Annotated in this window: 18 protein-coding genes; all 18 read left to right on the top strand. The window is 44.5% G+C overall.

The window, feature by feature from the left end; all coding sequences use genetic code 11:
• Nucleotides 1–2 precede the first annotated feature (2 nt).
• The 18 genes from BLR84_RS13220 (at nucleotide 3) to BLR84_RS13130 (ending at nucleotide 21940) form a co-directional block, all read left to right on the top strand.
• A complete protein-coding gene (locus BLR84_RS13220) occupies nucleotides 3–896 on the top strand; it encodes a hydroxypyruvate isomerase family protein (protein ID WP_090468623.1) in 894 nt (297 codons plus the stop codon).
• Between the two features lie 51 nt (nucleotides 897–947).
• Nucleotides 948–1823 (top strand): sugar phosphate isomerase/epimerase family protein, encoded by an 876-nt coding sequence (locus BLR84_RS13215; protein ID WP_090468621.1) that lies wholly within the window; start codon nucleotides 948–950, stop codon nucleotides 1821–1823.
• A gap of 139 nt (nucleotides 1824–1962) precedes the next feature.
• The gene (locus BLR84_RS13210; RefSeq protein ID WP_090468620.1) at nucleotides 1963–2733 is read left to right on the top strand and encodes a 3-keto-disaccharide hydrolase; all 771 of its coding nucleotides are present in this window, start codon (nucleotides 1963–1965) and stop codon (nucleotides 2731–2733) included.
• A 122-nt stretch (nucleotides 2734–2855) separates the two neighbouring features.
• On the top strand, nucleotides 2856–3134 hold the full coding sequence (locus tag BLR84_RS13205; RefSeq protein WP_143013897.1) for a hypothetical protein: 279 nt from the start codon (nucleotides 2856–2858) through the stop codon (nucleotides 3132–3134).
• A gap of 107 nt (nucleotides 3135–3241) precedes the next feature.
• The gene (locus BLR84_RS13200; protein WP_143013896.1) at nucleotides 3242–4036 is read left to right on the top strand and encodes an NIPSNAP family protein; all 795 of its coding nucleotides are present in this window, start codon (nucleotides 3242–3244) and stop codon (nucleotides 4034–4036) included.
• Between the two features lie 378 nt (nucleotides 4037–4414).
• Nucleotides 4415–5662 carry an efflux RND transporter periplasmic adaptor subunit gene (locus BLR84_RS13195; protein ID WP_090468616.1) on the top strand — a complete coding sequence of 416 codons (1248 nt, stop codon included), beginning with the start codon at nucleotides 4415–4417 and terminating at the stop codon, nucleotides 5660–5662.
• Nucleotides 5663–5716: 54 nt separating this feature from the next.
• Nucleotides 5717–7174, top strand: coding sequence for a TolC family protein (locus tag BLR84_RS13190; protein WP_090468614.1), 1458 nt, complete (start codon nucleotides 5717–5719; stop codon nucleotides 7172–7174).
• 124 nt (nucleotides 7175–7298) lie between these two features.
• Nucleotides 7299–7964 carry an ABC transporter ATP-binding protein gene (locus BLR84_RS13185; RefSeq protein ID WP_090468612.1) on the top strand — a complete coding sequence of 222 codons (666 nt, stop codon included), beginning with the start codon at nucleotides 7299–7301 and terminating at the stop codon, nucleotides 7962–7964.
• Nucleotides 7965–7986: 22 nt separating this feature from the next.
• A complete protein-coding gene (locus BLR84_RS13180) occupies nucleotides 7987–9216 on the top strand; it encodes an ABC transporter permease (protein WP_090468610.1) in 1230 nt (409 codons plus the stop codon).
• Between the two features lie 27 nt (nucleotides 9217–9243).
• Nucleotides 9244–10434 carry an ABC transporter permease gene (locus BLR84_RS13175; RefSeq protein WP_218128317.1) on the top strand — a complete coding sequence of 397 codons (1191 nt, stop codon included), beginning with the start codon at nucleotides 9244–9246 and terminating at the stop codon, nucleotides 10432–10434.
• A gap of 21 nt (nucleotides 10435–10455) precedes the next feature.
• Nucleotides 10456–11829 carry a sigma-54-dependent transcriptional regulator gene (locus BLR84_RS13170; protein WP_090468607.1) on the top strand — a complete coding sequence of 458 codons (1374 nt, stop codon included), beginning with the start codon at nucleotides 10456–10458 and terminating at the stop codon, nucleotides 11827–11829.
• On the top strand, nucleotides 11813–13114 hold the full coding sequence (locus BLR84_RS13165) for a sensor histidine kinase (protein ID WP_090468605.1): 1302 nt from the start codon (nucleotides 11813–11815) through the stop codon (nucleotides 13112–13114). The genes BLR84_RS13170 and BLR84_RS13165 overlap by 17 nt, the downstream gene beginning before the upstream one ends.
• Nucleotides 13115–13532: 418 nt before the next feature.
• Nucleotides 13533–15203 carry an alpha-amylase family protein gene (locus tag BLR84_RS13155; RefSeq protein WP_090468602.1) on the top strand — a complete coding sequence of 557 codons (1671 nt, stop codon included), beginning with the start codon at nucleotides 13533–13535 and terminating at the stop codon, nucleotides 15201–15203.
• A gap of 487 nt (nucleotides 15204–15690) precedes the next feature.
• Nucleotides 15691–17001, top strand: coding sequence for a hypothetical protein (locus BLR84_RS13150; RefSeq protein ID WP_090468600.1), 1311 nt, complete (start codon nucleotides 15691–15693; stop codon nucleotides 16999–17001).
• Nucleotides 17002–17010: 9 nt separating this feature from the next.
• Nucleotides 17011–19209, top strand: coding sequence for an outer membrane protein assembly factor BamB family protein (locus tag BLR84_RS13145; protein WP_255366932.1), 2199 nt, complete (start codon nucleotides 17011–17013; stop codon nucleotides 19207–19209).
• Nucleotides 19210–19334: 125 nt separating this feature from the next.
• Nucleotides 19335–20558, top strand: a complete 1224-nt coding sequence (locus BLR84_RS13140; RefSeq protein ID WP_090468598.1) for a glycoside hydrolase family 88 protein — start codon at nucleotides 19335–19337, stop codon at nucleotides 20556–20558.
• A 15-nt stretch (nucleotides 20559–20573) separates the two neighbouring features.
• Nucleotides 20574–21170 carry a TMEM175 family protein gene (locus BLR84_RS13135; protein WP_090468596.1) on the top strand — a complete coding sequence of 199 codons (597 nt, stop codon included), beginning with the start codon at nucleotides 20574–20576 and terminating at the stop codon, nucleotides 21168–21170.
• Between the two features lie 170 nt (nucleotides 21171–21340).
• A complete protein-coding gene (locus tag BLR84_RS13130) occupies nucleotides 21341–21940 on the top strand; it encodes an RNA polymerase sigma factor (protein WP_090468594.1) in 600 nt (199 codons plus the stop codon).
• Nucleotides 21941–22000: the final 60 nt, after the last annotated feature.

Raw genomic sequence — 22000 nt, 5'->3', positions numbered from 1 at the left:
CAATGGCATCAAACCAAAACCGGAGATCGGCTATCAAAAACATGCTTGCAGGCACCGCTGCCATCACAGCATCGGGCGTGCTTACTTCATTTACATCAACCGAACAAGATAAACCAATGTTACCTGATACGCTTAAAGGAAATATTAACCATGCGGTTTGCCGCTGGTGTTATGGTGATATAACGGTGGAGCAACTTTGTGCAGCTGCCAAAGATATCGGCATCAAGGGGATCGACCTGGTTGGCCCATCCGACTGGCCTACGCTGAAAAAGTATGGTCTGTACTCATCCATGTGTAACGGCGCCGAAATAAACCTGACCGATGGTTTTGGTGACAAGCAGTTTCATGCCCAGTTACAGAAAAACTATTCGGAAATGATACCGAAGGTGGCAGCTGCAGGTTATAAAAACCTCATCTGCTTTAGCGGTAGCCGTCGGGGTAAGGATAACGAAACCGGCTGGAACAATTGTGTGGAAGGCCTAAAGCCTTTAGTGGCTCTTGCCGAGAAACACAACGTGGTACTGGTGATGGAACTGCTGAACAGCAAGATTGATCATAAAGATTATCAATGCGACCGTGTATCATGGGGTGCCGAACTTTGCAAAAGATTAGGTTCCGAAAACTTTAAGCTCCTGTATGATATATACCACATGCAGATAGATGAGGGCGACGTGATCCGCAACATCCGCGACAATCATCAATACATCGCGCATTATCATACCGGTGGTGTACCTGGTCGTAACGAGATTGATGATACACAGGAATTATATTACCCTGCCATTATGAAAGCTATTGTAGCCGTAGGCCATAAAGGCTTTGTAGCCCAGGAATTTATTCCGAAGCAGCCGGATCATATCGCTTCTTTACGTAAAGCGGTACATATCTGCGATGTTTAAACCTTATGGTTTGCAGCTGCTCTAATAAATACATTAACCAAATAACTATACATGACAACCAGAAGAACATTCTTAGCACAAGCCGGATTAGTTGCGGCAGGTGTGATGATAAAACCAAACTTACTATCGGCCAAAAGCACTAATGGTGTCGGGCTGCAATTATATAGCCTGCGCGATCAGCTGCCAAAAGATGTAAAAGGGGTAATAGCTCAGGTTGCCAAAGCCGGTTACAAAGAAGTAGAAACCTTTGGCTTTAATCAGCAAACCGGTTACTGGGGTTTACAGGGTAAAGATTTTGGTCAGCTGTTAAAAGATAATGGCTTGAGCACGCCAAGCGGCCACTACGGTCTTGATCAGTATTTTGGCGAAGGTAAAACCGACGATCTGAAAGCTTACATTGAAGTAGCCAACACCATCGGTCAAACATATATCATTATCCCTTCGTTGAACCACAATTTCATCAAAACGGTTGACGACTGTAAAGCTGTTGCCGATAAGATGAATAAGATTGCCGAGATCTGCAAAGCATCAGGCTTAAAACTGGGTTACCACAATCATAATTTTGAATGGCATCCGGTTGGCGATACTACTTTTTATGATGTAGTACTGAACAATACCGACCCTAAGCTGGTGAATATGGAAATGGACCTTTATTGGGTAGTTCGTGCAGGCCAGGATCCGGTAGCTATATTCCAGAAACACCCGGGCCGTTTTACTTTTGTACACATTAAAGATCGTGATAAAACCAATGCCAACCTGAATACCGAAATTGGCAACGGCGACATTGATTTTAAAACCATTTTAGGTAAAGCGAAACTTGCCGGCATTAAACACTTTATTGTTGAGCAGGAAAACTATACCAATATCGATCCGTATGTGAGTATTACCAAAAGTGCGTCGTACTTAAAAAATACACTACACGTGTAAGGAGAGACAAGAATCAAGAGCCAAGAATCAAGAAAAAATTAGGTAGTCTAAAGTAAAAATTGGCCTGTTATTATTCTTAAGTCTTGATTCTTGACTCTTAACTCTTGATTCTAATTTAAAAACCAACTATAATACTGATATGAAATATCCAATTGTATTAACAGCGCTTTTAGCAGGAAGCTTTTTTGTAGCTAACGCGCAGCAGGCAAAACCAGAAGATACCGAAACCTGGGAACCGATACCCAAAGTTGTTGTTCCCGGAAAAGTATTGGGTAATGCCCCGTCTGACGCTATTGTTTTATTTGATGGCAAAAATGAGGACGAGTGGGTTTCTGTTGCCGATCAAACACCGGCAACATGGGTGGTTAAAGGCGGTATTTTAACCGTAGATAAAAGCAAAGGCAATATCGAAACCAAAAGAAAATTCACCAATTACCAGTTACATATTGAGTGGCGCGTACCAGCTAGCATTACTGGCGAAGGACAGGCCCGCGGTAACAGCGGTATCTTCCTGGCATCATTAGGTAAGGGCGATGCAGGTTATGAGCTACAGGTTTTAGATTCATACAACAACAAAACTTATGTTAACGGTATGGCAGGCAGCTTGTACAAACAGGCTATCCCATTGGCCAACCCTGGCCGCAAACCAGGTGAATGGAACGTATACGATGTAGTTTGGACCGCACCTGTTTTTAACGAGGATGGTTCTTTAAAATCAGCAGCCAAAGCTACCGTGTTCTTTAACGGAGTTTTAGTTGAAAATAACTTTGAACTGTGGGGCCCAACCCAATACATTGGCAAAGCATCTTACGAAGGTAAAAAACACGGCGCCGCCCCAATTAAATTACAGGCACACGGCGATAAAAGCGAACCGCTTAGCTTCAGAAATATCTGGGTACGCGAGTTGTAACATCGCTTACCTGATTTGAAATATTAAAGCCTGTAAGCGAAAAGCTTACAGGCTTTTTTGTTGTCATATTTTCTATAGATTTTGCAAGAGCTATTCGAAATCAATCTCTTATCTTAGGTATAATGAAAGAGGCGCGCAAACCATTGATAATAGAAAGACAACTACGATTTGTATTTATTTTCACGATGGTCTTACTGATTGGGATGGGAATTTATTCACTTTTTACCCGAAGCTCTATCGGTGGAACGTTATATGGTAAATACGGTGGTTCAACAACTGTAACTTATGGAGCGGCAGGTTTTTTTGAAATGGCTGCAGTTTTGTTTTTGGGTTACCTCTGTATTCAATTAGGTGTACTTTATAAAAAACGCAAGGAAACCGATAAGGAAGTCAATAAATAGTGCTTGCGGTATCAGGGTATAAATGCCCTCAAAATTGTGACAATCTCCATCGAAAAAACACAAAAAATTATCAGATTTGAAACTATCTTTACCATTTTAATAAACTCATGAAATCATTTTACCAAACCCGCTATTCACTGTTTGCGTTGATATTATTTTTTATGCTGGGCCTGTCGGCTTCTTCGGCTATGGCAGCTAAAAGGTTTTATTATCAGCTTAAAATATATCATTACAAGACGACGGCACAGGAAGGCAGGATTGAACGTTACCTGGAGCATGCTTATGTACCGGCTATGCACCGGGCGGGTATAAAAAACGTAGGCGTATTTAAACCGGTGAAGCAGGATACCGCCGATATGCGTATCTATGTTTTTACACCATTTGCCACTTTTGATAAACTGATGGGGATCGACAAAAAATTGCAAGGCGATACCGAATACCTAACGGATGGTGACGACTATATTAATGCCGAATATAAAGATGCGCCGTATACCCGTATAGAAACCATCGTATTACAGGCTTTCCCGGGTATGCCCGCTCCGGCTGTACCCAATTTAACAGGCGCCAAAGCCGATAGGGTTTACGAGCTGCGCAGCTACGAAAGTGCTACCGAAAAGTATAATTTTAACAAAGTACGCATGTTTAATGTAGGCGATGAGGTAGGATTATTTAAACGCCTGGGCTTTAATGCCGTATTCTATTCGGAGGTGATCGCGGGCAGTCGTATGCCCAACCTCATGTACATGACCACTTTTAACAACAAAGCAGACAGGGACAAACACTGGGAAACTTTTAGCAATGATGCTTACTGGAAAAGCCTCGTCGCCAAACCCGAATATCAGAACAATGTATCGCACGCGGATATTATTTTTCTGTATCCCGCCGCTTACTCGGATTTTTGAGTTTCGTAGGAGTTATCACCCTGTCATTTCGAACGATAGTGAGAAATCTTTTGCGATTAGCATATCCCGCGCAAAAGATCTCTCCTCGTACCTCGTTCGAGATGACATTTTTGTTTTTATCGAACTACAAAGTAAATTGTCATGCTGAACGGAGTGAAGCATCTTCTTCGTGAGGCATGTCGAAGAAGATCCTTCGTTCCTCAGGATGACAAAAGAGCAATCTCCCAACTCTCTCCCCGTACCTCCCCATCTGTCCATTATCATTAAAAATGTCCGGAATCGATCACTTTTTGAAAATTAAAAATTCATAATATGCTGATAGTCAATATATTGATATTGGTATAGCTCTTGCAAATCCTTATCCAAAAATGTATAACAATGGATAAGGAAATAGCCCTTGAAGTAACCACACAAAAACGTAGAAAGGGTATGATCATAGGTCTGGCAGTTATAACTGTTATGGCGCTGCTGATCTGGGTTTTACGTGGATTCATCAAGTCGTCAATAAACAGGAGTCAAATTACAGCATCCGCCGTTCAGGTTGGTAATATCGAAAATACCATCAACGCTACCGGCGAAGTTTTGCCCGAATTTGAAGAGATCATCACCAGTCCTATCAATGCCTCCATCAAAAACGCGCTGATGGATGCCGGCAATAAGGTGAATGTGGGCCAATCCGTTATCACCCTTGATAAAACCGCTACCCAAACGGAATACGACAAGCTCAACTTTCAGCTGGAGTCAAAACGTAACGAGATCAGTAAACTGAAGCTTGATCTGGGTAAAAGTTTTTATGATATCCAGTCCAACAATGATATCAAGCAACTGCACATCAGCAACCTGGCCGATGCGGTTGAAAATGCCAAACGCCTGTATAAAGCAGGAGGTGGTACCCGCGAAAATATTGAACAGGCTGAGCTTAACCTGAAAGTGGCCCAGCTGGAGAAAAAACAACTGGAGAACGAGATCAAAAATAAGCAGCAAACCATGAGGATCGAGATCAAAGAGGCGGAGATTGCCGCCGCCATACAGGAAAGCGATCTGAAGGCCCTGCAACGCAAACTGCAACTGGCCAATATAGTGGCCACCCGCAAAGGGGTTATTACCTATGTAAACAAAAACATAGGCGCCAATATACATGAGGGCGAAACGCTGGCCCGCATTGCGGACTTGGGAAGCTTTAAGGTACAGGGCAGCATATCCGATAATTCGGTTGATCAGTTGCACGCGGGTATCCCGGTCATCATCCGGTTTAATGATAACCAACTGCGCGGGCATGTTAGCAACGTATCGCCATCCATCCAAAACAGTATTATTTCTTTTGATATCCAGCTGGACGACCGCTCTAGCAAGCTGCTGCGGCCCAACATGAAAGTGGATGTTTTTTTGGTAACCGCAACGCATAGCAAAGTGATGCAGGTGGCTAACGGTCCGGCATTTAAGGGATCGTCGCTCCAGGATATTTTTGTGATCAATGGTGCAAAGGCCGAGCGCAGGACGGTTCACATCGGTCTCACCAATTTTGATTTCGTGGAGATCAAAGATGGTGTAAAACCCGGCGACGTGGTGATCACTTCGGATATGAGCGAGTATAAAAACTCCCAGGAGATAACGATAAATAATTAAGATAAAGAGACACGTCATTGCGAGGCACGAAGCAACGACGCTTAGAATAACAGAATGAAAATTTTATACATCATAAGTTTGTTGACCATGAGCGCAGGGGCATTTGGCCGCAGTAACAGCGATACGCTGCGGCTAACCCTGCAGCAGGTGGTTGAAATGGCCAAGGCAAACTCTATAGCCGCCAAACAGGCCGCTACCTTACGCGAAACCAAATACTGGGAATATCGCACCTATAAATCAAACTACCAGCCGCAGCTGGCGCTGAGCGGTACTTTGCCCGATTACCAAAAAACTTTTTCACAGGTGTTTCAGCCCGATGGTACCATATTGTTTCAGCCTGTGCATAATGATAATTCACAATTGCAGCTTGATTTTAGCCAGAGCATTACCGCTACAGGTGGCACCATTTACGGCAGAACCCAGCTGCAGCGTTTTACTGATTTCGACAGGCACAATGCATTATATAATGGTGTTCCATATAGTATTGCTTATACACAGCCGCTTTTTCAGTTTAACCAGCTCAAGTGGGATAAAAAAATTGAGCCGCTAAAATACAACGAGAGTAAACAGAAGTATATTGAAGACCAGGAAAATATAGCTGTTACGGTTGAGGGTTATTTTTTTGATCTGTTGCTGGCACAAGTTAACTTGCACATTGCCGAAACCAACTATACCAACACTCAAAAAATAATGACGATAACCAATATCAAATTTGAGTTAGGGAAGGTGTCAAAAAATGAAATATTACAATTGCAGCTGGAACTCATTAATGCCAAAAAAGCCGTAGGTACCGCCAAACGCGATATAGAAACTACTACCCTTAATCTTCGCAGCTATATAGGGCAGGAGGATGATAGCAAAATTGTGTTGGTGATACCAGAAAATATCAGCCAGATGAACGTTACCTCAGACAAAGTTTTGGCCGAGGCTTATGCCAACCGCTCAGACGCTATAGGCTTTTTAAGGCGTATAGCCGAAGCCAAAAGGGATGTGGCCAAAGCTAAAGGCGAAACCGGCCTGAAAGCCACCCTTAACGCTAACCTGGGTTTTTCAAATACGGCCAGCAGTATCCCGGGGTTATATAATAATCCGCAAAACCAACAGATAATACAGTTAACGCTGTCTGTACCTATATTGGATTGGGGCAGGTCAAAATCACGTACCCAAACAGCATTGGCCAACCAACAACTTATGGAGTACACGGTGGAGCAGGATAAGCAAAATTTTAAGCAGGGAATATTTACACAGGTATCGCTTTTTAATATGATGAAGGAACAACTGGTGTATACCGCCGAGGCCGACAGCATAGCCTCAGAAAAATACAAAATAGCCCGCGAACGCTACGTGCTGGGCGACCTGAGCATTACCGACCTGAGTATAGCCTTTCGCGATAATGATGCGGCCAAGCGCGATTATATCACCTCGCTCCGGGATTTCTGGGGAGCCTATTACCAGCTACGCCAGCTGTCATTATATGATTTTGAAAGCAACCATAAGATTAGCTATCAGTAGATTTAAGTCAAAAGTTAGAAGTCAAAAAATAAAAATAAATCAATAATTCACTAAATCAGTAATTCAATAATTAATCTAAACCTTATCACTAATTCAAAAATCAATAATTCAAAATTAAAAAGATATGATCCGTTTACAAAACATCGAAAAAGTGTACCGTACAGACACTATAGAAACACTGGCCCTCAACAGCATCAGCCTTGATATAGCCAAAGGTGAATTTTTATCAATCATGGGGCCTTCGGGCTGCGGCAAAAGTACGCTGCTGAATATCATGGGCCTGCTGGATACACCATCAAAAGGCGATATCAAGATAAGCGATCAAAAGACCGATCATTTGTCTGACAAGCAACTGGCGCAGTTCAGGAACCAGAAACTGGGTTTTATTTTTCAGAGCTATCACCTCATTAACGATCTGCAGGTGTTGGACAATGTAGAGCTGCCCTTGTTATATCGTAACACAACAGCCAAAGAACGCAAAATGCTGGCTACCGAAGCATTGGAGAAAGTAGGATTATCTAACCGTATCAAGCATTTCCCTACGCAGCTATCGGGTGGGCAGCGACAGCGTGTGGCTATAGCCCGTGCCATTGTGGGCCGCCCGGAAATTATTTTGGCCGATGAGCCTACCGGTAACCTGGACAGCGCCATGGGCAACGAGATCATGGACATCCTCATCAACCTGAACCGCAACGAGGGTACAACTATTGTAATGGTAACACACGATGAAAATATGGCCCATAAAACTCACCGGTTGGTGCGCTTATTCGATGGTTCGCAGGTTCAGTAATTAATCGTTTAGAATTTAGATCATGCTTAAAAATTATTTCAAAATAGCCATAGCGGTATTAAGGCGCAGAAAATTCTTCACCTTTATCAGTCTGTTTGGTATCAGTTTTACGCTCACCATATTGCTGGTGCTTACCTCTTTTATCGACAAGGTTGTAGGCGACAGTTACCCCGACAGGAAACGCGATCGTTCGCTGTATGTTACACGCCTTCAGGAATCAGGTAAAGACGGACAAAGTTCCAGCACCCCATCTTATTATTTTCTAACTCACTTTGTGGGGAGCTTAAAAACGCCCGTTAAACTGGGCATATCCACAAGTTTTGCAGGCACCAATACTTATGTCAACAATAAAAAATTGGCTGTAAACTACAAATACACCAATGCCGATTACTGGGACATTATGGAGTATGATTTTATCGAAGGCAAAGCTTTCAATAAACTACAGATTGATAATGCAGATAAAGTAGCAGTGATATCTGAGGACATGAAAAGTGAATACTTTGGCGATATCCCATCTGTAATTGGTAAATATATTGAGGCCGATAATGTAAAATACCGGGTAATTGGTGTAGTGAAAAACGTACCGATAACCAGTTATAATTTGTACAGTGATATATATCTGCCCTACACCGTATCAAAAAACGATTACAAAAAAGGGCGTGGGTATCTGGGGGATTTTACCGCTGTAATGCTGGCCAGTTCAACAACCGATGTACCGCGCATGAGCGATGAATACGATGCCATGATGCGCCGCATACCTATGGAAAGTAAGGAATACAACAAAATGAGCAGCCATGCCGAGTCGTACTTCAGGAGTTATGTAAATACCGGTAACGATAATATGTCTGGTGTAACCATTGTACTTATCATCATAACCATATTTGTTTTGCTGGTAACTGTGCTACCCACACTTAACCTGGTGAATATCAATATTACCCGTATCATGGAGCGTTCATCAGAAATTGGTGTACGCAAGGCGTTTGGGGCATCATCCGGTACGCTGGTTTACCAGTTTCTGGTAGAGAATATTATCCTTACGTTGCTGGGCGGACTTATTGGCGTAGTGTTGTCATTCATTGCCATCCAGGTTATAAATAGTTTTCATTTGATCCCCAACCTGGTACTGTCCATCAATTTTACGGTGCTGGGTATTGGCTTGTTGGTTTGTTTTTTCTTTGGCCTGCTATCGGGGGTTTACCCGGCATGGCGCATGTCAAAACTCAATGTAGTAACCGCTTTAAAGGCGCAATAAATATTATTAAATCATTTAAATCACGATATGATGTTTAAGCATTTATTTAAACTGATCTGGAACAAAAAGAAACAGAACTTTTTGCTCATGACCGAGATGTTATTCTCGTTCCTGGTGTTGTTCGCGGTATTTACACTGCTGGTGTATTATTACGATAATTATAAAAAACCGATGGGTTTTGAGTATCAAAACGTATGGGTAATAAGCTATAACAACGCTTACCAAACAAAAAATGCCGACTCGCTTAATAACTACTATGGAATTTTACGCAAGAGCATCAAAGCCATGCCCGAGGTGCGGGAACTGAGCTTTTGTAGCTTTAATACCCCTTTTAGCAATAATATGTCGCAAGGCCGTGTCACTTATCATAAAAAAGAATTCTACCATATGAACTTTTATACGGCCGATGACAGTTACCAGGCTACTATGAACATGCAGGTATTGGAGGGGCGCTGGTTTAACAAAACTGATGTAGTCGCTAAAGATAAGCCTATCGTGATCAATAGTGACACTAAAGAACAATTGTTTGGTAAGGGAACTGCCGTAGGCCAATTAATTGTTAATGGTGATGATAAAGATAAAATGATGAGGGTGATAGGGGTAGTACAAAGTATTAAAGTGAAAGGCGATTATGCACCTGCTGGTTTAGGGCTCTATCAACGGGCAGACACCGGTTCGCTCCGTTGGTTTGGTAAGATTATGGTGCAGGTTGTACCAGGTGTCAGTGCTGCCTTTGAGGGACGCTTATATAAAACCATGGCCAATTACATGAAAGACTCAAACATAGAGATAGAGCATCTGACTAATAAACGTACAAGCATCAATTACTTTACGTTGATACCCATGATTGTGCTGAGCATAGTGGGAGGTTTTTTGGTCATTAACGTTGCGCTGGGGCTTTTTGGTGTACTCTGGTATAATATTAACCAGCGCCGGGGCGAAATAGGTTTACGCCGGGCAGTTGGCGCCAGCGGCAATGCGGTATCGTCGCAGCTTATTTATGAATCCATGATCCTGGCTACTTTATCCTTAATTGTGGGATCATTTTTTGCTGTGCAATTCCCTTTGCTTAATGTTTTTGATCTGTCGGCAGGGATTTATATTTCTGCTATGTTGCTGGCTATCATATTCATTTACTTACTTGTATTTGTATGCTCCTTATATCCGGGCAGGCAGGCCGCGGCAATTTATCCGGCAGTGGCTTTACATGAAGAATAATTACGATATTAACCTGCTGTTATGATATTGGTTATTGATGATGATTTAGCGGTACGTACCTCGCTGATGCTGTTGCTGAAAGGCGAAGGTTACGAGGTACAATGTACCGAAACCCCGGCCGAGGCTTTGAAAGTTATCCGGAAGCAAAACCCGGAGTTGATCGTGCTCGATCTTAATTTTTCGATAGATACTTCGGGTAAGGAAGGCCTTGATCTGCTGGCCAAAATAAAGCAGATCAACAGCGCTATACCGGTGATACTGATAACCGGCTGGGGCAGTATTGAATTGGCCGTAGCCGGTATGAAAATAGGCGCCAGCGACTTTATTAATAAGCCCTGGAGTAATGAGCACCTGGTACAGTCCGTTAAAACCCTGCTCGATCTGCAAGGCAATAAGGCCGAACACCGTACCCGCAAACAGCTCGACAAAAGCTATAACTTTCAGCATATTATAGGGGAGGACCCTAAAATGCTGGATATACTGGAAACCATTGGTCGTGTGGCCCAAACAGATGCCTCAGTACTCATTATGGGCGAAAGCGGCACCGGCAAGGAGTTGATTGCCGAAGCTATCCACCAAAACAGCCTGAGGCGTAACAAGCCATTTATCAAAGTGAACCTGGGTGGTATCAGTACCTCACTGTTTGAAAGCGAGATGTTTGGCCATATCCGGGGCGCTTTTACCGATGCCCGGTTTGATAGGATCGGTCGTTTTGAAATGGCCAACAAAGGCACCATATTTTTGGATGAGATTGGCGATCTGGATGCCAGCAGCCAGGTAAAGCTGCTGCGTGTATTGCAGGATCGTACCTATGAGGTATTGGGCAGCAGTCGCACCAAAACAGTTGATGTGCGCATAGTGTGTGCCACCAACAAAAATCTCAACGAAATGGTGAGCAAGAGTACTTTTCGCGAGGACCTGCTTTACCGCATCAACCTTATCACAGTTTACCTGCCCGCCCTGCGCGACAGGCCGAAGGATATCCCTTTGCTGGTGGAGTTTTTTATCAATAACTTAAAGGATATCTACAATCGGCCAAAGTTATCCGTAGCGCCAGGTGCCATGAAATGGCTGCAGCAATTGCCGCTGCCGGGCAATATCAGGCAGCTCAAAAACCTGGTGGAACGCTCCATCCTGGTGAGTAAAAAGGATGAGTTGGGTATTGATGACTTCCGCTCGCAGCTGGAGCTTTCGCCGGTAAAAAAAGGTAATATGCAGCTGCCTGGCGTAGGTACCCTCACGCTGGAAGAGGTGGAAGTAGAGATGATCAAACGTGCTATGGATCATCATAAAAATAAAATAAGCCGGGCCGCCGCCGCGCTGGGCCTCACGCGCAGCGCACTGTACCGCCGCTTAGATAAATACCAGATCCCTTACGATGAAGCTGAGGACTAAATATATTTTATTTGTAGTTATACTGCACCTGTTAACGCTGGTGCTCACTTACTTTATTTTCAGCGATAACAAAATATTCTTCATCGCCTCGGAAGTAGTTGTTATCATTTCGGCCATTATAGCCTGGCAGCTTTACCGCCAGTTGATACAACCCCTTAAACTATTGATGCAGGGCGTAGATGCCATTAAGGACAAGGATTTTAACGTAAAACTGATATCAACGGGTAAACATGAGGTTGATGAACTGATTGAGGTGTATAACCGGATGATGGATGAGTTAAGAAAGGAACGTACCATGCAGGAGCAGCAGCATTTTTTTTTAGAGAAACTGATATACACTTCGCCAACGGGCATCATTATCCTGGATTATGACAGCCGGATCCAGCAGGTAAATCCTAAGGCCTTGCAATTACTGTCGGTTACCGAAGAAAGCCTGAAAGGGTACTCCATTTATGAACTCGACCACCCCTTGATGCAACAGATCAGGGAACTACAATCAGGCGAAACGGTAGTGGCCAGGGTTGATGGGATTAGCTCGTTCAAGCTGCAAAAATCGCACTTTGTGGATAGGGGATTCTCCCGGCATTTTATCATGATCGAGGACCTGACCGCCGAGATCCTGGCTGCCGAGAAAAAGGTTTATGGCAAAGTAATCAGGATGATGGCGCATGAAGTGAATAATACCATTGGGCCGGTAAATTCCATTATGCAATCGGCCATGCATACCGATCAGCTTTGGGAAGGGCACGAGTTTGATGTGCTGAAAGATGCCTTGCAGGTAGCTATGGACCGCAACCAGAACCTGAACCATTTTATGCGCAACTTTGCCGACCTGGTGAAACTGCCGCCAGCCAACAAGCAACCCATCGTACTGCAAAAAATAATCAATTCGGTAGCTACGCTCATGAGCGCCAAAGCCCGCGAAAATAACGTGGTATTTGAAATGGAACTACCCGCTGATGAGATCCGTATCCAGGCCGATGAGCAGCAACTGGAGCAGGCATTCATCAATATTGTAAAAAACGCTGTGGAGGCTATAGAAGATGGAGGTACAGTGAAATTTACCATCATCCCTGCCAAGCGCCTGTTGGTGATCACGGATACCGGCAAGGGTATTAACTCTGCTGAACATGCCAACCTGTTCTCCCCATTTTTCAGTACCAAAAAAGATGGACAGGGCATAGGCCTCACCCTGGTGCGTGAGATATTGCTCAACCATGGTTTCGAATTCAGCCTCAAGACTGTAGCTGATAAGCAAACGGAGTTTAGGATACAGTATAGTTAAATTCAACAAAGAGACACATGTAATGTGTCTCTACAAAAATTAATCGTAGAGACGCATCACATGCGTCTCTTTTTTGTTTTAATTCTCTGTAGTCGCTCAGCATAACACCCAATTAAAAGCCAGGGCTCTGTGCGATTCCTTCCCTCGGGAAGGGGAGGAAGGGGTTTCATAACCATGTAAACTTGCATCACGCATATAACCCCTCCCTGCCACAACACTATCCCTCCGCACCCCTCCCGTGGGGAGGGAACTAAAAAAACAGTGGGGTTGTCACCCTGAGCTCCGTCGAAGGGTCGAGCGCAGAGGCCTGCCCGCCATGCTTCGACGGTGCTCAGCATGACAGCCTTTTTTATTTTCCGCCCAAAATATTTTTATTAGCTGAATCCTTTTAGTAACGTTGTAATACCAATTTACAACTATGCAAAGACGACACTTTTTAAAACTTTCTTCAGCGGCCACCGCAGCTGTACTCTTTAGTAGGATCACCCATGCTACCTCAACCCAAACCACCGCTATCAACGCTCCCGACGAGGTCTGGGCACAATCCGGCGAGGAATGGTTTAAGCTCAAGGGTACAAACGGCAATGCCTTTACCTATAAAGATATCAGCGTTAGTTTTAAAAGCACTGGCAATGCCAAAGGCGTATTGGTTAGCTCGCCAACACAGCAGCTTAATGCGGTGCGCCTGAAATGGAAACATCACTTGTCGCCCAATTCCAAATTCCTGGGTGATCATTGGGAACGCTCCTATGGCGACCTCCAATGGAAAACCAATCCCGATCATGTTAAAAACCCCTGGTATGTGATTATTCATGACGATAAACAAACCGCCTGCTTCGGCGTAAAAACCGGCTGTAAAAGTATTTGCTGGTGGGGATTGACCAATGATAGCCTGGAACTTACTTTAGATACGCATTCCGGCGGTAACGGGGTATTATTAGGTACGCGTCAGTTGCATGCCGCTGATATTATTACTACAAACGGTCGCTCGGACGAAAACGCTTTTTATACCACCCGCAGGTTTTGCGGTATGATGTGCCCTAATCCGCGCCTGCCCAAGCAGCCCGCCTATGGTATTAACGACTGGTATTTTGCCTATGGCAATAACTCCTTTGATCTGATCAAAAAAACAACAGCCATGATGGCCGAGCTGGTGACCGATACGCATAACCGCCCCTTTTCGGTAGTGGATGCGGGTTGGGCAACTTATTCGCCCTTGTTGCCGGGAGATGGCGGCTGGAACGATGATTTCTCCAAGCCTAACGATAAATTCAAGGACATGCACCTGCTGGCCAACGAGATCAAACAGCTGGGCATGCGGCCCGGTTTGTGGATGCGCCCGCTTTGTGCCCGTCATGATGAAAAAGCCAGTTTGCTCGCGCCAAAGATCTCCGGTCGTGATAATCCCAAAAATCCCGTGCTCGATCCTACCATCCCCGAGAACATAGCTCGCATCAAACATAATTTTGATGTGTACAAGCAATGGGGGTATGATATGGTGAAACATGATTTTAGCACCTATGATATTACGGGCCGATGGGGTGGCAGCATGAAGGACAGCATCACTGCGCCCGGCTGGAATTTTAACGACCGCAGCAAAACCACCGCCGAGATCATCAACGATCTGTATGCCGCTATCCGCCAGGCTGCCGGGGATGGTATTTACGTTATCGGTTGTAATACCATGAGCCATTTATCGGCAGGCGTGTTTGAGATGTGCCGTATTGGCGATGATACCAGTGGCCACGAATGGGAGCGTACCCGTAAAATGGGGGTGAATACGCTGGCTTTCCGTTTGCCGCAGCACGATAAATTTTACGCCGTGGATGGCGATTGTGTAGGCTTGACCACAGACATTGCCTGGAGCCGCAACAAACAATGGCTGGAACTGCTGGCCGGAAGTGGTGCCCCATTATTTATATCGGCCCAACCCGAAGCTCTCGGCACAGAACAGAAAGCGGCCATAAAACAAGCCTTTGCCCGGGCCGCCAAAGTACAACCCATCGGTGAACCCCTGGACTGGATGGACAACATGCAACCCCAAAAATGGAAACTAAACAATCGGGAGGTAGATTTTAACTGGGCGTAAAACCCCCTCTAAACGGCGAAGCCCTCATGTAATAATCTCCCCCGCAGGTGGAGATTTAAAAAAAAGTATTTTAAAGCCCTCTCCTTTGGAGAGGGTTGGGTGAGGTCGCCACCACGCATCCCAACAATTTTTCGTATATTTATACAAACCACAGCCCGGTACTCTTAACCCAAGAGAACCGGGCTGTTTTGTTAAAGGAAAAACAAGCCCCAAAATCGATCATTTAGTGGGTAGTTATTTGATAATCAAATATTTAATACTTTTTAAACCTTTCAAAACTTTGTTGAAATTTGTTAAAAAGTGTTAAAATCGGGTGTTTTGAATGAAAAACGAGTGCTTTTTGATCGGTTTTTACCCTGTTTTTGTGTAAAAAAGTGTTAAAATTAAGACTTTAAAAAGTTCTGGCCTTGCCAATCCGGTGTTTTTTATTTTATAAACAATGGAATTATTATCTTGTTCCACTTTTACATCACCCCGAAAATCTACCATGAAGAAATTACTGCTTTTTGCACCTATATTGTTTATGCTCTCGTGCAATGTCGATCCTGCCCGCGACCGCGAAAATCAAAAACTTAATAGCCTGGCTGTTAAATATGTGAAACTGGGTCTTACCATAGGTCAGTATGATTCTGATTTTGTGGATGCCTACTATGGTCCCGATTCGCTCAAACCCAAAACCGAGCCTGCCAAGGAGTTCCCGAAGGACAGCCTGCTGGCCGATGCCAATATTTTGATGAATGAATTGAGGTCGGTAGAGACCTCAGCTATAGTGGATTCCAATAAATTGCGTGCCGAATGGATGTCTGATCAGTTGCTGGCTTTTAGTCGCCGGATCCGCCTTTTTTCTGGTGAGGAGCGCCCTTTTGACGAGGAATCCCGCGAACTGTTCGGCGTAACTGCCCCGGTTTATACCGAGGATTATTTCAAGGCCCAGATAGCGCAGCTGGACAGTATTTTACCCGGCAAAGGCCGCGTGAATGATCGTTTCCAGAAACTGGCCAATAAATTCATCATCCCCAAAGATAAACTCGACCCGGTGATCAAAGCCGCCATAGCCGAGGCCCGCAAACGCACCCTGGCACACTATAAACTGCCTGCCGGTGAAACCTTTACGCTTGAATATGTAACCAACAAACCCTGGAGCGGTTATAACTGGTACAAGGGCGGCTACAAAAGTACCGTACAGATCAATACCGATCTGAAAATATTTATCGACAGGGCGATTGACGTGGGCAGTCATGAAAGTTATCCCGGTCATCATGTGTATAATATGCTGCTGGAGAAGAATTTATACCGCGATAAAGGCTGGGTGGAGATCTCGCTGTATCCGCTGTTCAGTCCGCAATCATTAATTGCTGAAGGGAGCGCCAATTACGGTATCGAGATGGCTTTCCCCGGTGATGAGAAAGTGAAATTTGCCAAAAGCGTGCTGCTGCCGCTAGCCGGTTTGGATACCGCCGGTGTCGATCTGTATTTCAAGGCTTTGGCTATCAAAGGTAACCTGAATTACGCTCGTAACGAAGCCGCAAGGGGACTGGTTAACAATACCATGTCGCGCGATAAAGCCCGGAATTACCTGACCAAATACTGTTTGATGAATGATGAAACCGCCGATAAATCGCTCAGCTTTATCAAAAAATACCGCAGCTATGTGATCAACTATAACTACGGGCTCGACCTGGTAAAAAATTATATTGAACGTAGCGGCGGCACAGCCAAAGATCCCCAAAAACGCTGGGAATTGTTTGGTCAGCTGCTGAGCCATGAAGTGGCTCCTGCGAGCTTGGTGAAAAAATAAAACATCGTCATGAAAATGAAGCTTATCCCTTTGTTAGGCCTGCTTACAGTGGTCTACGGCTCCTGCAAAAACAAACCAGCTGCGCCGCCAACAGCTTACAGCGGCTGGCAAACCTATGCAGGTACTAAAGAGGGAAATCGCTATTCATCAAATGAGGAGATCAACTTAGATAATGTAAAACAGCTGAAAGTAGCCTGGACATTCAGCACGAAGGATAGGGATACTGCCAATCGGAGCCAGAACCAATGCAACCCTATTGTGGTTGATGGGATGCTGTATGGTACGAGCCCGAAATTGAAGTTATTTGCGTTGGATGCCGCCACAGGCGAGCAGCGATGGATATTTGACCCGGCAAGTGTGGATACCAGTGGTAAAAACGATCCGATGGCTTATTACAAGGTAAGCAGGGGAGTGATCTACTGGCAAAACAGTAAAGGTGGTGAAAAACGCATTTTTTACAGTGTAGGTTCTAAAACGTATGCCATTGATGCCGAAGCCGGTACACCTGTAAAATCATTTGGATTGGGCGGATATATCGATCTCACTAAAGATTTGGGTCGTGAAACCAAGTCGTTTGTAGCGGGTACTACCCCAGGTGTGATTTATCATGACCTGTTCATTGTAGGGACACGCGTAGCCGAATCTGCCGATGCCGCGCCTGGTCATATCCGGGCTTATGATGCGCGTACGGGCAAAATGCGCTGGATCTTCCATACCATTCCGCATCCCGGCGAAAAGGGATATGAAACCTGGCAGGATACCGCTGCCTGGAAAAAGTTTGGTGGTGCCAACAGTTGGGCGGGTATGTCGCTGGATGAAAAGCGCGGCATCGTATATATTCCGACCGGCTCCATAGGCGGCGATTTTTATGGTGGTCTCCGTAAAGGGCAAAATCTGTTCGGCAATTCCCTGCTGGCGCTGGATGCGGCTACCGGAAAGCTCAAATGGCATTTCCAGGTAGTACATCATGACCTGTGGGATCGCGACTTACCTGCCAATCCCAACCTGGTGACCATTACCCATGACGGTAAACAGATAGACGCCGTGGCGCAGATCACCAAGCATGGCTATATCTTTATGTTCGACAGAACCAATGGCAAACCGGTATTCCCGATCGAGGAGAAGCCTGTACCCACTATGGCATTGCCGGGCGAACAAGCCTGGCCTACCCAGCCTATCCCTACCTTACCGGTGCCTTTTACCAGGCAAATCTTTAACCCGGAGGATGTAACCGATCTTTCGCCCGAAACACACCAGGATATGCTGCAGAAGTATAACCAGGTTAAAAACAGGCTGATGTTTACCCCACCCAGCAAACAGGGCGGCTGGATATTCCCGGGTTTTGATGGCGGCGGTGAATGGGGTGGCGCGGCTGTTGATGCCGAATCAAAGATCATGTATATCAATTGCTCCGAGATGCCCTGGGCGCAGGTGATGATCAATGTGCCGAAGGGCGGCAATGACCAGTCTCTAAAAGGCATGGGGCAGGTTATCTATAATAAAAACTGCATCGGCTGCCATGGCCCGGAGTTGAAGGGTAATGGCTCTTCATACCCATCGCTGGTGAATATCGGCAAAAAGTATAAAGAGGAGCAGATCAGCCAGATCATCGCCAACGGGCGTAATATGATGCCGTCTTTTAAACAGATCGCGCTGGCCGATAAAAAGGCCCTGCTGGCTTTTTTGCTGAAACTACCAGACGCCAAGGCAGCCAAAATAATAGCGAAAGAACCCGCAGCCAACCATACAGCCAGCACTAAAATAGAAAAGAAAATGGTAGATGAAGTGCCTTATACCATGACGGGCTACAACCGCTTTTTGGATAAGGATGGTTATCCAGGCATAAAACCACCCTGGGGTACGCTGAATGCTATTGACCTCACTTCCGGTAAATTACTGTGGAAAGTACCGCTTGGCGAGTACGTCGAGCTAACCAAAAAAGGCATCCCCATTACCGGTACCGAAAACTATGGAGGTCCGCTGGTAACCAAAGGCGGCCTGGTATTTATAGCCGCCACTAAGGACGAAAAGATCCGCGCCTTTGATAAAAAAACAGGCAAGGTACTTTGGGAAGCCCAGTTACCAGCAGCCGGTTATGCCACCCCCGCAACATATTCCATTGATGGTAAACAGTATGTGGTAATAGCCTGCGGTGGCGGAAAAATAGGCAGTAAATCTGGCGATGAGTATGTTTGCTTTGCGTTGTAGAAGTGTGAAATTTCTTGGTTTAATCATTATCCAAAAACAAGCTCTTAGGGGGTAAATTATATTGCTTGCAATTCCAATCAAAATTTGCATTTTTACCCTCAGCCAAATTTTTATAACTACCTTTTATGAAGTCCAGAACTCTACCTGTTATTTGTTTTGTGTTTTTATTTTCCGCGCTTAGCTTAAATCTGTTTGCGCAACATAGTTTTAAGCCACAAAAGGAACTGTTATCAACCATCAAGAAAAACTTTAAAGATGCTGATAATCAGTATAAATTTTTGGCCCAACAGATAGGTCCGCAGGAGTTCCCAAAAACTTATCACCCGGATACCAAAAAGCAGGAAAATAGCAATTCTGGCTGGTGGTGCAGTGGTTTTTACCCGGGTAGTTTACTGTACCTGTATGAGCAGGATCATGATCAGCAGTTATTAACTGAAGCTAACCGCATCCTAGATGTGCTGGCCAAAGAGCAATTCAATACGCATACGCACGACCTGGGTTTTATGATGTATTGCAGTTTTGGTAATGCCAATAAGATCGAACCCAAACCGGAGTACAAACAAATTTTGATCAATAGCGCTAAATCGTTATCTACCAGGTTCAATCCAACAGTAGGCTGCATCAAATCATGGGACTCCAAAAATCCGTCGGACTACCTCGTGATCATCGATAATATGATGAACCTGGAATTGTTGTTTTGGGCCACCCGCGAAACCGGCGATTCCAGCTATTACAAAATAGCGGTTACCCATGCCAACACCACCATGAAAAACCATTTCAGGCCCGATTATAGCTCGTACCACGTGATCAATTACGATGCGCAGACAGGTGCAGTCAAAGAAAAGAAAACCGCACAAGGCTTTGCTAATGAATCGGCATGGGCCAGAGGACAAGCCTGGGGCTTATATGGGTATACCGTGATGTACCGCGAAACCAAAGACAAAAAATATTTAGAACAGGCCCAAAATATAGCCCGGTTCATCCTGACAAATCCAAACCTCCCGGCCGATAAGATACCTTATTGGGATTATAACGCTACCAATATCCCTAACGCGCTTAAAGATGCTTCGGCTGCAGCTGTCGCGGCTTCGGCTTTGCTGGAACTTTGCCGCTATGCGGATAACAACAAAGGGCAGGAGTATTTTACCACTGCTGAAACCATATTGAAAACATTATCATCGCCGGCTTATAAAGCTCCGGCCCAAACAAACGGAGGGTTTATACTGGAGCATAGCGTTGGGCATTTACCCGGACACAGTGAGGTTGATGTACCCTTAACCTATGCCGATTATTATTTTATTGAAGCGATGAAAAGGTACCAGGCTTTTAACGTAAAAAGTAAAAATTAAGGATAATTAAGATCTATGGCGTTTGGTAAAACAAGAGTAGAGGCATTTAGTGATGGCGTTGTGGCTATTATCATCACTATTATGGTGTTGGAGATGAAAGTGCCGCACGGCGATACCTGGGCATCGCTAAAACCGCTCATGCCTGTTTTTTTTAGTTATATACTAAGTTTTATTTATGTGGGCATATACTGGAATAATCATCACCACATGTTCCATATTGTAAAATCGGTAAACGGAGCTGTATTATGGGCCAACCTTCACCTGCTTTTTTGGTTGTCACTGATACCTTTCGTAACCGGCTGGATGGGCGAAAACCATTTTACACAATTACCTGTGGCGTGCTATGGATTTATACTGGCCATGAACGGTTTGGCCTACACTATCCTGGAAAAAACGCTGATCAGGCACAATGGTAAAAAATCGCTCATCGCCAGTGTATTGGGTCGCGATTGGAAAGCAAAAAGTTCGGTATTTATATATGCTGCGGCAATTGGTATTTCATGGCTAAGTCCCGCTATTAGCTTTGTTTTATATGGTGTGGTTGCCGCCGTTTGGTTCATTCCTGATAAAAGAATTGAAAAGAAATTAACCCAAGAAGTACCTAAAGAATAACCATTAGTTTAGATACCCCTGCTAATGAGTAAAATATTATCGCCCTGCAATAGCGATTTTCTAAAAGAATAAACTTTATCACCGTAGTACTGTTATTGCTCTTGAATTATTCAAGCGCAATAAAGGTTGTAATAAAGTTTAATCATTTGCTATTAATTATACACTAAACTATGTTTGAAATTGCTCATGCTGATGAGAGAGAACTGTTGATGCAGGTGGCTTCGGGTAATGAACATGCCTTTCGCCAGTTGTTTATGAGGCATCACCAGCAATTGGGGGTGCATATGCTGCGTATAACAAGCTCCATTGAACTGGCTGAAGAAGTAGTGCAGGATGTATTCTTGAAAATATGGTTCACCCGCGAATCATTGGTTCGCGTTGATAATTTTAAAGCCTATCTGTTTGTAATATCCAAAAACCATGCGCTAAACTGTTTGAAAAAACTGGCTAAGGAACGTGCCATGATCAAACAACTGGACGATATTGACGCAGGTAGTCTTAGCCCTGAAGTGGCTGGTACGGATATGTATTATAATTTATTGGATGAGGCTATTGATCAGCTACCACCTCAACAGCAAAAAGTGTATTTACTGAGCAGGCATGGTCGTTTAAAATACGCCGAAATAGCCGACCAACTGGAGCTATCGCGCGAAACCGTGAAAAAATATTTGCAGATAGCTACCGTGTCCATAACAGAGTATGTGCATGAACACCTGGAAGTTATAGTTCTGTTGCTGATCGCTTTAAAAAGTTTTTTTATTTTTTTTTAAAGCTGATACCCCCTTTTTTACCCTGCTTGTTGTCATGTGATTGAGGTTTTCCTAAGACCC

Origin of the sequence: Mucilaginibacter sp. OK268 (genome assembly GCF_900103125.1) — a bacterium.
Lineage (GTDB): Bacteria > Bacteroidota > Bacteroidia > Sphingobacteriales > Sphingobacteriaceae > Mucilaginibacter.
Note: the sequence above shows the minus strand (reverse complement) of the source record. Positions and strands in the feature narration are given on the sequence as shown.

Coding starts and splice junctions, on each gene's coding strand:
- BLR84_RS13210 (WP_090468620.1), top strand. CDS start 1,963: ATGAAATATCCAATTGTATTAACAGCGCTTTTAGCAGGAAGCTTTTTT.
- BLR84_RS13190 (WP_090468614.1), top strand. CDS start 5,717: ATGAAAATTTTATACATCATAAGTTTGTTGACCATGAGCGCAGGGGCA.
- BLR84_RS13175 (WP_218128317.1), top strand. CDS start 9,244: ATGATGTTTAAGCATTTATTTAAACTGATCTGGAACAAAAAGAAACAG.
- BLR84_RS13195 (WP_090468616.1), top strand. CDS start 4,415: ATGGATAAGGAAATAGCCCTTGAAGTAACCACACAAAAACGTAGAAAG.
- BLR84_RS13205 (WP_143013897.1), top strand. CDS start 2,856: ATGAAAGAGGCGCGCAAACCATTGATAATAGAAAGACAACTACGATTT.
- BLR84_RS13140 (WP_090468598.1), top strand. CDS start 19,335: ATGAAGTCCAGAACTCTACCTGTTATTTGTTTTGTGTTTTTATTTTCC.
- BLR84_RS13145 (WP_255366932.1), top strand. CDS start 17,011: ATGAAAATGAAGCTTATCCCTTTGTTAGGCCTGCTTACAGTGGTCTAC.
- BLR84_RS13185 (WP_090468612.1), top strand. CDS start 7,299: ATGATCCGTTTACAAAACATCGAAAAAGTGTACCGTACAGACACTATA.
- BLR84_RS13215 (WP_090468621.1), top strand. CDS start 948: ATGACAACCAGAAGAACATTCTTAGCACAAGCCGGATTAGTTGCGGCA.
- BLR84_RS13170 (WP_090468607.1), top strand. CDS start 10,456: ATGATATTGGTTATTGATGATGATTTAGCGGTACGTACCTCGCTGATG.
- BLR84_RS13200 (WP_143013896.1), top strand. CDS start 3,242: ATGAAATCATTTTACCAAACCCGCTATTCACTGTTTGCGTTGATATTA.
- BLR84_RS13180 (WP_090468610.1), top strand. CDS start 7,987: ATGCTTAAAAATTATTTCAAAATAGCCATAGCGGTATTAAGGCGCAGA.
- BLR84_RS13150 (WP_090468600.1), top strand. CDS start 15,691: ATGAAGAAATTACTGCTTTTTGCACCTATATTGTTTATGCTCTCGTGC.
- BLR84_RS13130 (WP_090468594.1), top strand. CDS start 21,341: ATGTTTGAAATTGCTCATGCTGATGAGAGAGAACTGTTGATGCAGGTG.
- BLR84_RS13220 (WP_090468623.1), top strand. CDS start 3: ATGGCATCAAACCAAAACCGGAGATCGGCTATCAAAAACATGCTTGCA.
- BLR84_RS13165 (WP_090468605.1), top strand. CDS start 11,813: ATGAAGCTGAGGACTAAATATATTTTATTTGTAGTTATACTGCACCTG.
- BLR84_RS13155 (WP_090468602.1), top strand. CDS start 13,533: ATGCAAAGACGACACTTTTTAAAACTTTCTTCAGCGGCCACCGCAGCT.
- BLR84_RS13135 (WP_090468596.1), top strand. CDS start 20,574: ATGGCGTTTGGTAAAACAAGAGTAGAGGCATTTAGTGATGGCGTTGTG.